The sequence below is a fragment of the Amycolatopsis ultiminotia genome (assembly GCF_039536925.1).
In the GTDB taxonomy this organism is placed as follows: domain Bacteria; phylum Actinomycetota; class Actinomycetes; order Mycobacteriales; family Pseudonocardiaceae; genus Amycolatopsis; species Amycolatopsis ultiminotia.
In genome coordinates, this window is record NZ_BAAAZN010000003.1 from 259,365 (window position 1) to 271,905 (window position 12,541).

Sequence of the window (12,541 nt, forward strand, 5' to 3'; positions counted from 1 at the left end):
CCTGGCAGGCTCGTCAGCCGGCCGGCCACGCCGAGGTGAAGCAGCGCATGGCCGCCACTTGCAGGGGCTCACGGCTGACTCCATTTTCTCAGCAGCGTTTTCACGGCGGTTTCATTTGTGCGGCGTGGTTGAGACCGGACCGTCTGGGTGGTGCTGGCGACACACCGGACAGGCCTGGAGGCCATTGACGAGCAGGTCCAGCTGCCGTCCGGCTTGGGCGCGGTCGTCGGTGGCGAGAAAAATGCCGACCAGCGTGGCGACGACGTCCTCGGCCGGCACGTCCTCTCGCAGCGTGCCAGCTCGCGCACCCGCGGTGATCAAAGTGGTTACCGCGGTAACGAGGGCGTCTTTCGAGTCGCCGGCCGGGATGGTGCCCGCGCGGCCTCCGCGGGACGCAGGCCGATGATGTCCACCAGTTCCACGACCTCGCGGTCAAGGGCGGACAGCGTGGCCAGCTGCTCGATCAGTTCCCGGCCGGCGCGTTCGGCGTCGATCCGCTCCGCCAGCTCGGCCATCTCGCCGGAGTCGAGCGTCCGGCGGTTGGCCAGGCGGCGCACTTTCTCCTGGTCCTGGCGGTAGGTGTCGCAGTACCGGGCGTACACCCGGCCGGCGATGCCGAACACCCAGGCACGCGCGGCGCCCTTGGCCGGGTCGTAGCTGCCGAAGGACGTGATCACCTGGACGAACGTGTCCGAGGTGAGGTCGGCGACCACCTGCGGTTCCACCGTGCGCCGCGCGAAAAACGCGGTCACCGCACCCACGTGGGACCGGTAGAGCTTCGCGAACTCGGCCGCCACGCCGTGGTCCGCCTGACTATCGGGTTCTGGTGGGGGGAGCGATTCGGCCACCGCCCATCTCACTGTTTGGCTCACACTCCCAGTTGCGGAGTGGACGCCGATGCGTCACACGTACTCGGATTCGTCCAGCATGACGGACTGGGCGGCCAGTGGGACCGATCGTGGATAGCAGATCTTGATCGCCCGAAGTTCGGGGATTCGGAAGATCTTCACCGTCGAGGCGTACCCGGTAGATGTCGATCGGCACCGAGAACGGTCCGGCGTTCTTGGACCGGATGCGCGATGCGAGCGAGCCGAGCGTCCTGCCGTGTGGGGGCATTTCAACGCACCTCGTCGAGCGTGGTCCGGAACAGTTCGGTGGGGTCGTCGACCCGCACGGCGTGCTGGAGGACGAACGAGTAGAGCGTGGCTGCGCTCCATCCCGGGGGTGAGGACATGAACGACCGGCTCGGCACCGACCCCGCACCGGGCAGCGGATGGCGCAGCAGGTGGGGATTGGCGAATTTCGCGATCGCGGTCTGCTGGTCCTCCGCGGTTGCGCAGAAAACGCCCCCGACCTCGCGGGCCGGGGTGGGGTCCGGATCGGCGTCGCCGAGCACGGCGTTCCAGCCGCAGCGGCGCAGGTCGACGTCGTAGCTGTCGGCCGGGATGCCGAGGGTGGCGGGAATGCGGTCAGCGAGGTGAGCCATTCGCCGATCCGGCTCAGCACTTCGGGTTCGCGGATGCCGACGATACTGACGGTCTGCGCGCCCGCCGGTGCCGCGCCTTCCAGCTTTGTGGAGCGAGCGGCGGAGAACTCGAACGCCGAGCCGCGGACCAGTACCCGCCGCTCATCGAAAGCGGTGTACTCGGCGTCCGTCGTGATCAGGGTGCCGGCGGGTTCCGCTAGCCGGTCAGGGTCGACGTTCTCGTAGAGCATGTGCGCGGCGACGCTGCCGGGCCCGCCGCTGCGCACCGAACACCGACACGCTTGCGATCAGGCCGTCGAGCACGGCGTTCCCGGTGGTTTCCGCCAGTACCTCGTCAAACCGGTGTGCCAGCCGTTGCTGGGCGGCCGGATCCTCCTGCGTCGGGTTCGCGATCTCGTCCACGATCGCCGACAGCCGATCGAGCGTGGCATCGTCCACCCGGGTGGCGGCGAACCGCGCCTGGGTGGCCCGACGATCGTCATCACCAGCGAGGTGAGGACTGCCCACGGCAGGCCTTTGCGCTGAAGATCGCCGAGACTGATGTTCAGCCTGCCGACCAGCAGGTGTAGTTGACCAAGACGGCGATTGCGAAGGCAGTTGCGAACAGCACCGGCAGCGGCCACGCTTCGAGTACCACTGCGGTCATCAGCCCGACGGTGAGCAGTGCGTTGAACCAGATGATCTTCCGGTGCCGCTGCGCCCGTTCTGGGGCCACCTCGGATCTGTCATGACTGTTGGGATCCCGGATTTGCCGGCGCCGTCGCAAGCATGGAGACGCCCGTCGTTGGAAGCAGCTGGGCGAAAGACCCCATAGCAAACCTACAACGGCAACGGATGCTGCTCGGCTCGGCAGGCGTGGTGCACGTAGGGTCTCGACACTGACCGTTCGCGGTCCGATGCCGGACCGATTACCGGGGGAGGCCGTCGTATGTCCATGGCTGAGCTGGTCGGGCTGACCGTCCACGTCGATACCGGGCGGTGGAGTGAGACGGTCCTCGAAGCGGTGGACCTCGTCGTGCCGGAGGGGCAGATCACCGCACTTCTCGGCGAGTCCGGATGCGGGAAGTCCATGGTCGCCGCGGCCTTGACCGGCTCGTTGCCCGCGGTTGCGCACAGCACCGGGGAAGTGCGCATCGACGGTGCGGCGGTGCGGGACCGGCGGGCGTGGCAGCAGTTGCGCGGGAACACCGTCGGGCTGGTGCCACAGTCCGGCGTCACGGCGTTCGCCGCGGACAAAACCGTTGGTGCGCAACTAGATGAGTTGCACCGTCGCCATCAGGCCTGGAGTGTGGAGGACGCGTGTGCGGCGGCCCAGTACCCGACTGACGTGTTCGATCTGTACCCGCATCAGCATTCCTCCGGGCAAATCCAGCGGGCTGCATTGGCCGCAGCGCTCCTTCCGGCGCCCGACCTGCTCGTCGTCGACGAGCCCTCCGCTTCACTCGACCCGGACACCGGCTACGAGGTGTGGGTCAGCCTGCGGAAATACGCCACCGCCGGGGCTGCGGTCCTCACCATCACCCACGACGGGCCCTTCTTGATCGACACCCGCGTCGCCGACCGGATGGTCGTCATGCGCGACGGCCGGGTCGTCGTCACGGGGTCGGCGACCGAGGTACCCGCCCTCGCGGACCCGTACGTGCAGGGATTCTTCCGGCGCGTCGGGGAGTGACGGCTGGGCCGGCCGGCAGCCGACCGATCCGTTCAAGACGAAGTCCGCGCCCGCGTGCGACGGTGTGCAGATGACTGTGCACATCGCCGCCGCCGCGTCCTTCCTCGCCGGGCACGCCCGGGTGCTCGATCGCAGGCGGTTCGAACTGGGGCAGGGGACCGGGCGGGCGGAGGACGTACTGTCCGCCGTGGCCGGCTACCGCAACGCCGACGGCGGGTTCGGCTGGGGCATGGAACCGGATTTGCGCGCTCCGGAAAGCCAACCGGGCGGGGCGTTGCACGCTCTCGAGGTCTTCGCGGAGGTCGCGCCGGTGACCACTCCGCTCGCGGTCGAACTGTGTGACTGGCTGGACGCGGTCTCGTTGCCCGATGGCGGATTGCCGTTCGCGTTCCCGGTCGCCGATCCGGTGGCCTGCGCACCGTTCTGGACATCCGCCGATCCGACCCGGTTTTCCTTGCAGAGCACGGCCTTCGTCGCGAGTACCGGATTGCGGGTCGCCGAGCACGATCCGGCCGTGGCGCAGCACCCGTGGCTGATCCGGGCCGTCGAAACGTGTCTGCGCGCGATTCGTGGGGTCACCGAGCAGCCGCACGCGATCGAGCTGTCGTTCGCGATCCGTTTCCTCGACGCCGTGTACGACCGGCACCCGGAGGCAGCCGGGCTGCTGGCCAACCTGGGGAAGTTCCTGCCGGAAAACGGGATTGTGCCGGTCGCCGGCGGTTCCGAGGGGGAAGTGCTGCGGCCACTGGACTTCGCTCCGCTTCCCGGACCGGCGCGAGATCTGTTCGCACCGGAGGTGATCGAAGCGGATCTCACCCGGCTGGCCACCGGACAGCAGCCGGACGGTGGCTGGCAGCTCGACTTCGCCAGCTACTCACCGGCCGCCGCGCTGGAATGGCGTGGTTACGCGACCGTCGGCGCAATCTCCTTGCTGCGAGCCAATTCCTGGCTGTCCTGATCGGACTCACGGCCAGAGGCGCTCGCGGACCCAGGAGCTACCGTCGCGGCGGTAGCGCAGCCGAAGGTGCCGTCGGTCGTGCGCGGCCTGCCAGAACTCGACCGTCGAAGGCTGGATCAGGTAGCGGGTCCACGTTTCCGGTGCGGTGTCCGGGTGTTGTGCCACCCAGCGCTCGGCTTCGGCGGCGGCGTCGGTGAGCTGCCCGGGGTCCGGCAGCACCTGCGACTGGTGGCCTACGTAGGCCTCGACCTTGGATGCGGGCGGCCGCGCCAGGAAATCGTCCGCGGACACCTCGGCCGACGCGGGCATCACGACACCACGTGCCCGCACCTGACGCCCCCGGCCGGGCCAGAAGAAGGTGAGCGCGGCACGCGGGTTCGCACCCAGCTGTCGTCCCTTCGGGCTCTCCGAGCTGGTCGCGACGGCCCATCCGTCCGGTCCGACGTCCTTCAGTATCACCACGCGGGCGTCCGGTGCGCCGTCGTCGTCCACTGTGGACAGTGTGACGGCGTGTGGAGCCAGCACGTGCTCGCCTGCCTCGGTGAGCCAGGCGAGAAACAGGTCATCGGGCCGTTCCGGGGCCGCGCCGGGGTCGAAGTCCGGAAGCTGTTCGGGGAACGAGGGCCAGCCACGCAGAGAAACCATGGCATCGACGATAGGCCGACCGGCCGGGTGACCGGAACCCGGTCCAGCAGCCGGGCCGGGTCAGACCGCGGCCAGTGCCAGGGACTCGTGCACCACCGGTACGCCGATCTCGATGACGAGCCCACCGCCTTCCCTCGCACGGGCTTCGAGAGTGCCGTTGTGCGCCGTGACGATCGCGTGCACGATCGACAGGCCCAGCCCCGCTCCGCTCGGCGCGGCCGTGCGTTCGACGCCGCGGCGGAACGGTTCGAACAGCGCAGCGACCTCGGATTGCTCGACCACCGGGCCGGTGTTGCTGACCCGAAGCAGCCCGTTCGGGTAGACCTCGACCAGTACCTGCCCGCCGGGCACGTTGTAGCGGATCGCGTTCTCCACCAGGTTGCGCGTCAACTGGCCCAGCAACAAGGAATCTCCCGAGACGGTGCACCGGTCGGACGCGGCCAGCGTGATCCGCGGTCCGCCGTCGGCACCACCTGCCGGATACTCATCGACCGCTTGCCGGACCACCGCGTCCAACTCCACGGCGTCCCGCTCGCGCAGACCCTGTTCGCAGTGCGCGAGAGTGAGCATGCCGTTGATCAGCGCGATGCACCGGTCGTTGTTGCGCAACAGGTCTTCGCGAACCTGCTGCACCCGCTTCGGATCGGCGCCGGCGAGCCCGATCTGGATCGTGGTGCGCGCGACCGCGAGCGGCGTGCGCAGCTCGTGCGATGCGTTGGCGATGAACCTTCCCTGTGTGTGGAACGCGTTGTCCAGCCTGGTCAGCAGTTCGTCGAAGGTGTCACCGAGCTCGTTGATCTCGTCGCGGGGGCCGTGCACCCCGATCCGTTCGTGCAGGTTGTCGCTGGAGATCCGGCGGGCCTGCGCGGTCATCTGCCGCACCGGGTTCAGTACCCGGCCGGTGACCCACCAGGTCAGCAGCCCGGTGAGCACGGTCATCACGGCGAACGCGACGATCCATTGCGTGAGCAGCGTGGACAGCGTGTCATTGCGCCAGACTGCGACGCCTTCGTTCGAGGTCGGCTCGGCATGGCGGGAGAAGTCCCTGCTCACCTCGACGGGCATGATCACGACTTGGTTCTGGAAATAGATCACGGTGACGACGGCGCATCCCGCGACGAAGATGACCGCGGTGTGCAGCAGGGTCAGTTTCGCGCGGATTCCGAGTCTGCTCAGCACGACGGATCCACCACCCGGTAGCCGACTCCCGGCAGTGTTTCGATGATGCCGGGTTCACCCAGTTTCGAGCGCAGCCGGTGCATGGTCATCCGGACGGCGTTGGTGAACGGATCCGCGTTCTCGTCCCATACCGACCGGAGCAGCTCCTCGGCGCTGACCACCGCACCCGCCGCGGCCAGCAACTCGGCCAGTACGGCGAATTCCTTGTTCGTCAACGAAAGGTACCGCCCGCCCCGCGACACCCGCCGGTGTGCGGAGTCGAGTACAACGTCGGCCTTGCGCAGCACCGGTGGGGCGGCTTCACGGGGACGCCGGGCCAGCGCGTCGAGCCGCGCGACCAGTTCGTCGAAGTCGAAGGGTTTGCCGAGGTAGTCGTCGGCGCCGAGGCGCAGGCCCGCGATCCGTTCGCGGACATCGGACATCGCGGTGAGCATCAGAACCCTGGTCCGGCCGCCAGCGGAAACCAGGTGCCGGCAGATCTCGTCGCCGTGGGTTCCCGGCAGGTCCCGGTCCAGTACGACGACGTCGTAACAGCCGATGCCGAGCTTTTCCAGCGCGGTGGTCCCGTCGTGCGCAAGATCGACCGACATCGCGCTCTCCCGCAGGCCTTCGGCGATGTATCCGGCGAGTGTTTTCTCGTCTTCGGCAACTAGTACGCGCACGACCATCTCCGTCGCCCCGATTATCCGGCTTTCGTCCCACGGTAGCAGCGCCGGTGTTTCGGCAACGTAACGCGATCCTGTGCGGTTGATCTTAGTTTCGTGAAAGCACCGTGATACCCGTGCCCGAGTAGACCTGATGGGGCAAGGCCACGAAGTTGGCATCGCAGCCAGAGAATGGAGAAACACCGTGAGCAAGCTCGTTGGCGGCCGTACCCACCCGCTTCCCCTTCCGGTCCGGCGGCCCGGCTCAGTGGACATCGTCCGCAACCCGGACGGCAGCATCTCGGTCCGGCGTTCGGACGGGGCGGGCGGCCCCGGCCGGCCGACGCACCCGCGCGGCTGACCGGGTCCGACGGAGTGGGGGCGCCGGGGCCGGATGGCCGCGGCGCCCCGCCGCGGGAGGAGGACGACAGTGCCGATCCAAGACGAGCAATCCCTGGACCAGCAACGAAAAGGCGCGCCCGTATTGGCCCCGGTGCTGTCCGCGCGGACGGTGTTGCGCCGGTTCTGGCCGATCGCACGGCGGGAACGCCGATGGCTGATCCTCGGTGCACTGCTGATGATCGTGGCCGCCGGCTGCGACACGGCGGCGGTCTGGATGTTCTCGGTCATCACCGATCAGGCGCTCACGACGGGAAATCTTGCCGCGTTCTGGACTCCCGCGCTGGAATGGGTGGCGCTGGTGACCGTGTCCGGCGGACTGGTTTTCGGCGGTCAGTACCTGATCGCCCGCGCGGGCGAGCGGTTTCTGTTGCGCCTGCGGGATCGGGTCTTCGCGCACGTTCAGCAGCTTTCCCCGGATTTCCTGGAAAAACGCAAGCACGGCGATCTGGTGGCCCGGTTGACCGCCGATGTCGAATCGGTGGAAGCGTTGGTCAATTCGGGTATTGTGGAGACCGCGATATCGTTGCTCACCATTGTGTTCTTCGTGGCCGGGGCACTGTTGCTGCGGTGGGAACTCGCGCTGGCCGCATTCGTTGCGGTACCGGTGTTCGCGTTGGTGGCCAAGAAATTCTCCCGCCGCATCGGTGTCGTCGCGCGGCAGGAACGTGCCTACCACGGGGAACTCGTGGCGGCGGTGGAAGAAGACCTGGCCAACGTCGCGGCAACGCGCGTGTACAACCGGCAGGCCACCGAGGAGAAGCGGTTGCACGCGCACGGCCTGCGCTGGATGCGCACCAAGCTGTCGCTGGCCAAACTGGGCGCGCTGTACGCACCGTCGGTGCATTTGCTGGAAACCGTGTGCGTGCTGAGCGTCATCGGCCTGGGCACCTGGGAAATCGCGCAGCACCGGATGACCTTGGGCGAACTGTTCGCTTTTGCGGCTTTCCTCGGTTACCTGTACCCGCCGGTGCAGAGTCTCGGCACGCTCACCCTGACCGTCGCCGCGGCATCGACGGGGTCGGCCCGGCTGATCGAACTGCTCGACGCGAAGCCGACGGTGACCGATGCGCCGGGGGCACGGGCGTTGCACGGCGTCCGTGGCGAACTACGCCTGGAACGGGTGTCCTACCACTATCCGGATACACCGCAGTGGGTGTTGCGGGACTTCTCGCTGGCGGTGCACCCGGGCGAACTGGTGGCGGTGACCGGCGTCAGCGGCGCGGGCAAATCGACCATCGCGAAACTGCTGTTGCGGTTCGCCGACCCGGATTGTGGTGCTGTCCGGCTCGACGGAATCGATGTCCGTGCGCTGACCCAACACTCGCTGCGGTCCGCGGTTGCGTTGCTGCCACAGGAAACGCCGATCTTCCACGCGACGATCGCGGACAACATCGGTTACGGACGGCACGGCGCCACAATGGACCAGATCGTCGCGGCGGCCGAAGCGGCGGACGCGCACGCGTTCATCGCCGCACTTCCCGACGGGTACGACACGGTGATCGGCCGCAACGGGTACGGCGTTTCCGGCGGACAGCGGCAGCGCATCGGCATCGCCCGTGCACTGGTCGCGGAGGCGCCGGTGCTCGTGCTCGACGAGCCAACGGCCAACCTCGACGAACTCTCGGCACGGCGGGTGGTCGAACCGCTGCGCCGGCTCGCGGGTGGCCGCACCACGATCCTGATCACCCACGACCCCGCATTGGTGGCCATCGCCGACCGGACCGTCGTGGTGTCGGAGGGCCAGGCAGTGACCGGGACGGTCGCGCCGGCCAAGCCGCCCCAGTGGCGAACGGAGACCCTCTGGATGCCGCGGGCCGGACAGCTGTGGTGAGTCGGGCCGGCGGCTCGGTCAGCGACCGTACGGGGGCAGCCCCGGCGGGGGATAGTGCGGTGGCTGCGGCCCACTCGGCCCGGCAGCAGGCGGCGGCCCGGTCTGCGGCTGCTGCCCCGGCGGGATGGGCTGACCGGGAAACCCGCCAGGTCCCGGCGTGGGCGGCGGGGCTGGGGTTCCGGAGGGTGGCGCGGCGGGCGGCTGGCCGGGGGTTCCGTAGGGCTGGCCGGGTATGCCGCCAGGTCCCGGCGTGGGCGGCGGGGCTGGAGTTCCGGAGGGTGGCTCGGCGGGTGGCTGGGCTGGGGTTCCGGAGGGTGGCGCGGCGGGCGGTTGGCCGGGGGTTCCGTAGGGCTGGCCGGGTATGCCGCCAGGTCCCGGCGTGGGCGGCGGGGCTGGAGTTCCGGAGGGTGGCTCGGCGGGTGGCTGGGCTGGGGTTCCGGAGGGCGGCGCGGCGGGCGGCTGGCTGGGAGTTCCGTAGGGCTGGCCGGGGCTGTTCGGTGGGTGAGCTGGCGACCCTGAGTACGGCTGCCCGGTGGTGCCGGGGCCGTGCTCGGGGGTGCCGTAGCCGTTCTGTTGTTGTTGCCACTGCATCTGCTGGTAGGCCTCGCCGGGTTGGGGGAAGCAGAACAGCAGTCTCGCGTTCACCGAGCCCTGTACTGCGGCTCCCCAGAATTTTCCGCCGACCCAGGCGTAGGTCATGCCCGCGTGCGGGTCGACCGCGACCATCCGGGTTTCGCCGCCGAACTGGTTGCTCGATTTGGCGCTCGCCAGCTGGGCGGCGTCCGGGTGGACGCGGCCGACCAGTCCGGCGATCACCACCGAGGCCGCGGTCCAGCCGACGGTGCCCTGCACGTTGGCGCGGGCGTGCTGGGTGGCAAGGCCGGTGAACTGGTGCAACGTCTGCGCGTCGATCTCCGGGTACGCCGCGGCCACCACGCAGTAGTTCATTGTGGACAGCATGATCGACTCGGTGAACAGGCCGACCGCGGCGTTCACCGGGCCGATCCGCACCGTGTTCAGCCTGCCGCCGCTGCGTGCCACGCGTTCGGCGACCACCTGCAGGTACTGCTCCGGTGTGAGCACGCGACCTCCCGGCTGAACGGCACTTCCCGCACATCGTCGCACGGTGCAGCCGTCGCGATGACTTCGCCGGGCATGGTTGACTGTGCCCGCCATGCGACGAATCCTCGTGCTCGCTCCCGTCCTGGTCCTGCTCGCCGGTTGTGGCGCGGCCACCCCGGTCGCCGGGACTCCGGAGCCTTCCCCGACGTCCGCGAACTCGTCCGCGGGGCTGCCGCCGGATCCGCAGCCCGCGCGTACCGCGCAATGTCCGTACCTGTCGGAGGAAACCGTGCAGGACGCGAACGGACAGCACGTGACCAAGGTGGAGGTGTCCGACGACCAGCCGCATCCGGCGTGCTTCTTCTACCGTCCGGACGGTGGTCTCCAGCTGAGCGTGCGCGTGTACGTGGGCAGCACTGACGTCGCGACGAAGCTGGTGGACAAGGCGGCGCCGGTGGACACTTCCAACCCCGCGTCCGAGCCCGCCGGATGGAAGGGTGGCTACCAGCCTTCCGGTGACGGCGTGGTGTACGCGGTCTCGAAGGGGGACGCGGCGGTCATCGTTCTGAGTAACCAAAAGCAGAGCATCAAAGCACGCACAGTGGCGAAAAAGGCTATCGCCGCGTTGCAGCTCTGAGTAGTGGCCTCCGCACGGGTGAGTGAAGTTGATCTTGTATTACCCTGTGCGGCACGCGCAGGCGACGAGCACTCGCGCGGGCGGGTGCCCGTCCGGCACCACCAGCACTTCACCATCCAGATGACAAGGACAGATTCGTGGCTGACACCCTCAAGGAAATCCTGCTCGACTCGAGCCGTCGCCCGTCCGTGGTCACCGACCTCGAGGGCCTCGTGGACGCCGAGGTCTCCGACAAGGGCGGGGTCTCGGGCGCGGTCGTGAAGACCGGTTTCGCGGCCGTCAAGAAGATCAAGCCGGGCATCATCCCCTCCGCCGTCGACAGCCTGCTCGACGAGTTCGCCGGTGCACTCGAGCCGTTCTACGGCGACTACCGGGCACAGGGTGGCAACGACTTCGGTGCGTACCTCACCGGCCGCTCGGACGAGGCCTCGGACGCGCTGCTCGGCGTCACCGACAGCCGCGCCGACAAGAGCAGCCGGGACAGCATCAAGAAGGTCTACTCGAAGCTGCGCCCGAACGGCAAGAAGAACGTGGCCGAGGCACTGCCGCGGCTCGGCCAGCTGATCGACAAGCACGCCGCGACCGCCTGAACCGGCTGAGTGAGCTACGAGCAAGGGCCCCGGGACGCACATCCCGGGGCCCTTGCTCGTAGGTGATCAGTTCTTCTTCTCCGCAGGCGAGGTGTTCGGTGCCTTGCCGTTGGTCTTCGGCTCCCCGGCCGAGGCAGGCGGAGCAGGCGGCGCGGGCGGCGTCGCCTTCGGCGGGGCCGGTGCGACCGGCGGCTCCTGCTGCTTCGACTTGAGCGCAACCGCGGTGCCCGCGGCAACGGCAGCAAGGCCGAGCAGCCACGGCCAGCGGCGACGCTTGCGCGTGCCCTTCGCCGCCGACTTCGCCTCCACCAGCGCGGCGCGGAACTCCTTCTTCGCCGCCTTGAAGTCCTTCTTGCCACGGCGCTTGGACTCGCCCGTGGAGGTGGCTGCCTTGATCGCGGCCTTCTTGGCCTTGCGGCCGGGCTTCTTCAGCTCGGCGATCCGGGCGAGCGCCTCCTTGCGGGCAGCGGCGGAGCTCTTCTTCAGTTCCTTGCGGGTCAGCTCGGTCTTCTTCGCCAGCTTCCGCTGTGCCCGGCGGCTCTTCTTCGCCAACTCCTCGGCGCCGGCTTCGGCGGCCTTCGCTGCGGCCTCCGCGCCTGCCTTGCCGGCGTCGCTGGCTCGCTTGCGGAGGCCGAGTGCGCCGGACTTGACCGACTCGTCGACCGAATCCACGGCCCGGGTCATGGCCTTCACCTCATCAATCGTTTTGAAACAGCTCTGTTGCCTGTAATCTATCCTGCCCTTTTTCGTCGCGTGCCGCTGCGGCTTCCCCGGACGAGAACGCGGCAAACCTCTGGAAATGGCCGTTTTCCTGGGGTTGCTCCAGTCACAGTTGCACCGGCGAACCCCCTGAACCCCCCAAATGTGCGAAGGGATGGCACCATGGCGGCGTGACTGAAAGCGCCCGCAAGGCCACCCTGCACACCAATCAGGGTGACATCCACGTGAACCTGCTGCCCGACCATGCGCCGAAGACGGTGGCGAACTTCGTGGGGCTGGCCACCGGCTCCAAGGAGTACACCCAGCCCAACGCGCAGGGCGGCAAATCCGGTCCGTTCTACGACGGCTCGATCTTCCACCGGATCATCGACGGCTTCATGATCCAGGGCGGTGACCCGACGGGCACCGGCCGTGGCGGTCCCGGCTACAAGTTCGGCGACGAGTTCCACCCGGAACTGCAGTTCAACAAGCCGTACCTGCTGGCCATGGCGAATGCGGGGCCGGGTACCAACGGCTCGCAGTTCTTCATCACCGTCGCGCCGACCGCGCACCTGAACTTCAAGCACACGATCTTCGGTGAGGTGGCGGACCAGGACTCCCGCGGCGTCGTCGACACGATCGCGCGTGCCGCGACCGGACCGGCGGACCGTCCGCTGTCCGACGTGGTCATCGAGAAGGTCACCGTCGAGGAGTGAGCCCGCAGGGCCGGGGTGGA

Annotated in this window: 17 protein-coding genes; 7 read left to right on the forward strand and 10 right to left on the reverse strand. The window is 68.5% G+C overall.

Annotation, left to right across the window (positions count from 1 at the left end; all coding sequences use genetic code 11):
• Window positions 1–111 precede the first annotated feature (111 nt).
• The 5 genes from ABD793_RS08890 to ABD793_RS08910 all read right to left on the reverse strand — a co-directional run bounded on the left by ABD793_RS08890 (window position 112) and on the right by ABD793_RS08910 (window position 2,201).
• Window positions 112–321: an SbtR family transcriptional regulator gene (locus tag ABD793_RS08890; RefSeq protein ID WP_344857476.1), complete on the reverse strand. Its 210-nt coding sequence runs from the start codon at window positions 319–321 to the stop codon at window positions 112–114.
• Between the two features lie 5 nt (window positions 322–326).
• Window positions 327–797 carry an RNA polymerase sigma factor gene (locus ABD793_RS08895; protein ID WP_344857478.1) on the reverse strand — a complete coding sequence of 157 codons (471 nt, stop codon included), beginning with the start codon at window positions 795–797 and terminating at the stop codon, window positions 327–329.
• Between the two features lie 320 nt (window positions 798–1,117).
• Complete coding sequence (locus tag ABD793_RS08900; protein WP_344857480.1) at window positions 1,118–1,486, reverse strand: hypothetical protein; 369 nt, start codon at window positions 1,484–1,486, stop codon at window positions 1,118–1,120.
• 204 nt (window positions 1,487–1,690) lie between these two features.
• Window positions 1,691–1,993, reverse strand: coding sequence for an FCD domain-containing protein (locus tag ABD793_RS08905; RefSeq protein ID WP_344857482.1), 303 nt, complete (start codon window positions 1,991–1,993; stop codon window positions 1,691–1,693).
• 37 nt (window positions 1,994–2,030) lie between these two features.
• Complete coding sequence (locus tag ABD793_RS08910; protein ID WP_344857484.1) at window positions 2,031–2,201, reverse strand: hypothetical protein; 171 nt, start codon at window positions 2,199–2,201, stop codon at window positions 2,031–2,033.
• Window positions 2,202–2,414: 213 nt separating this feature from the next.
• On the opposite strand from ABD793_RS08910, the gene ABD793_RS08915 reads away from it, so the two are divergent.
• On the forward strand, window positions 2,415–3,158 hold the full coding sequence (locus ABD793_RS08915) for an ATP-binding cassette domain-containing protein (RefSeq protein ID WP_344857486.1): 744 nt from the start codon (window positions 2,415–2,417) through the stop codon (window positions 3,156–3,158).
• 70 nt (window positions 3,159–3,228) lie between these two features.
• Window positions 3,229–4,116 (forward strand): hypothetical protein, encoded by an 888-nt coding sequence (locus ABD793_RS08920; RefSeq protein ID WP_344857488.1) that lies wholly within the window; start codon window positions 3,229–3,231, stop codon window positions 4,114–4,116.
• Window positions 4,117–4,122: 6 nt separating this feature from the next.
• On the opposite strand, the gene ABD793_RS08925 is transcribed toward ABD793_RS08920, so the two are convergent.
• From ABD793_RS08925 to ABD793_RS08935, 3 genes are read right to left on the reverse strand one after another with little or no spacing between them, the layout of a single operon-like run.
• On the reverse strand, window positions 4,123–4,761 hold the full coding sequence (locus ABD793_RS08925; RefSeq protein ID WP_344857490.1) for a pyridoxine/pyridoxamine 5'-phosphate oxidase: 639 nt from the start codon (window positions 4,759–4,761) through the stop codon (window positions 4,123–4,125).
• A gap of 60 nt (window positions 4,762–4,821) precedes the next feature.
• Window positions 4,822–5,940, reverse strand: a complete 1,119-nt coding sequence (locus ABD793_RS08930) for a sensor histidine kinase (protein ID WP_344857492.1) — start codon at window positions 5,938–5,940, stop codon at window positions 4,822–4,824.
• The gene (locus tag ABD793_RS08935; RefSeq protein WP_344857494.1) at window positions 5,934–6,602 is read right to left on the reverse strand and encodes a response regulator transcription factor; all 669 of its coding nucleotides are present in this window, start codon (window positions 6,600–6,602) and stop codon (window positions 5,934–5,936) included. Before ABD793_RS08935 ends, ABD793_RS08930 begins: the two co-directional genes overlap by 7 nt.
• Window positions 6,603–6,789: 187 nt before the next feature.
• Between ABD793_RS08935 and ABD793_RS08940 the strand changes: the two genes are divergently transcribed.
• Together ABD793_RS08940 and ABD793_RS08945 are read left to right on the forward strand one after the other, a co-directional pair.
• On the forward strand, window positions 6,790–6,945 hold the full coding sequence (locus tag ABD793_RS08940; RefSeq protein WP_344857496.1) for a hypothetical protein: 156 nt from the start codon (window positions 6,790–6,792) through the stop codon (window positions 6,943–6,945).
• Between the two features lie 69 nt (window positions 6,946–7,014).
• Entirely contained in the window at window positions 7,015–8,817 is a 1,803-nt protein-coding gene (locus ABD793_RS08945; RefSeq protein WP_344857498.1) for an ABC transporter ATP-binding protein, read from the forward strand.
• Window positions 8,818–8,835: 18 nt separating this feature from the next.
• On the opposite strand, the gene ABD793_RS08950 is transcribed toward ABD793_RS08945, so the two are convergent.
• Window positions 8,836–9,900, reverse strand: coding sequence for a hypothetical protein (locus tag ABD793_RS08950; protein ID WP_344857500.1), 1,065 nt, complete (start codon window positions 9,898–9,900; stop codon window positions 8,836–8,838).
• 91 nt (window positions 9,901–9,991) lie between these two features.
• Between ABD793_RS08950 and ABD793_RS08955 the strand changes: the two genes are divergently transcribed.
• Both ABD793_RS08955 and ABD793_RS08960 read left to right on the forward strand, forming a co-directional pair.
• A complete protein-coding gene (locus ABD793_RS08955; RefSeq protein ID WP_344857502.1) occupies window positions 9,992–10,516 on the forward strand; it encodes a DUF2020 domain-containing protein in 525 nt (174 codons plus the stop codon).
• 137 nt (window positions 10,517–10,653) lie between these two features.
• Entirely contained in the window at window positions 10,654–11,106 is a 453-nt protein-coding gene (locus tag ABD793_RS08960; protein ID WP_344857504.1) for a DUF6918 family protein, read from the forward strand.
• Window positions 11,107–11,172: 66 nt separating this feature from the next.
• Here the strand turns inward: ABD793_RS08960 and ABD793_RS08965 are convergent, their stop codons facing one another.
• A complete protein-coding gene (locus tag ABD793_RS08965) occupies window positions 11,173–11,790 on the reverse strand; it encodes a hypothetical protein (RefSeq protein WP_344857506.1) in 618 nt (205 codons plus the stop codon).
• A 206-nt stretch (window positions 11,791–11,996) separates the two neighbouring features.
• Here ABD793_RS08965 and ABD793_RS08970 point away from each other — a divergent pair, with 206 nt between their 5' ends.
• Window positions 11,997–12,521 (forward strand): peptidylprolyl isomerase, encoded by a 525-nt coding sequence (locus ABD793_RS08970; RefSeq protein ID WP_344857508.1) that lies wholly within the window; start codon window positions 11,997–11,999, stop codon window positions 12,519–12,521.
• Window positions 12,522–12,541: the final 20 nt, after the last annotated feature.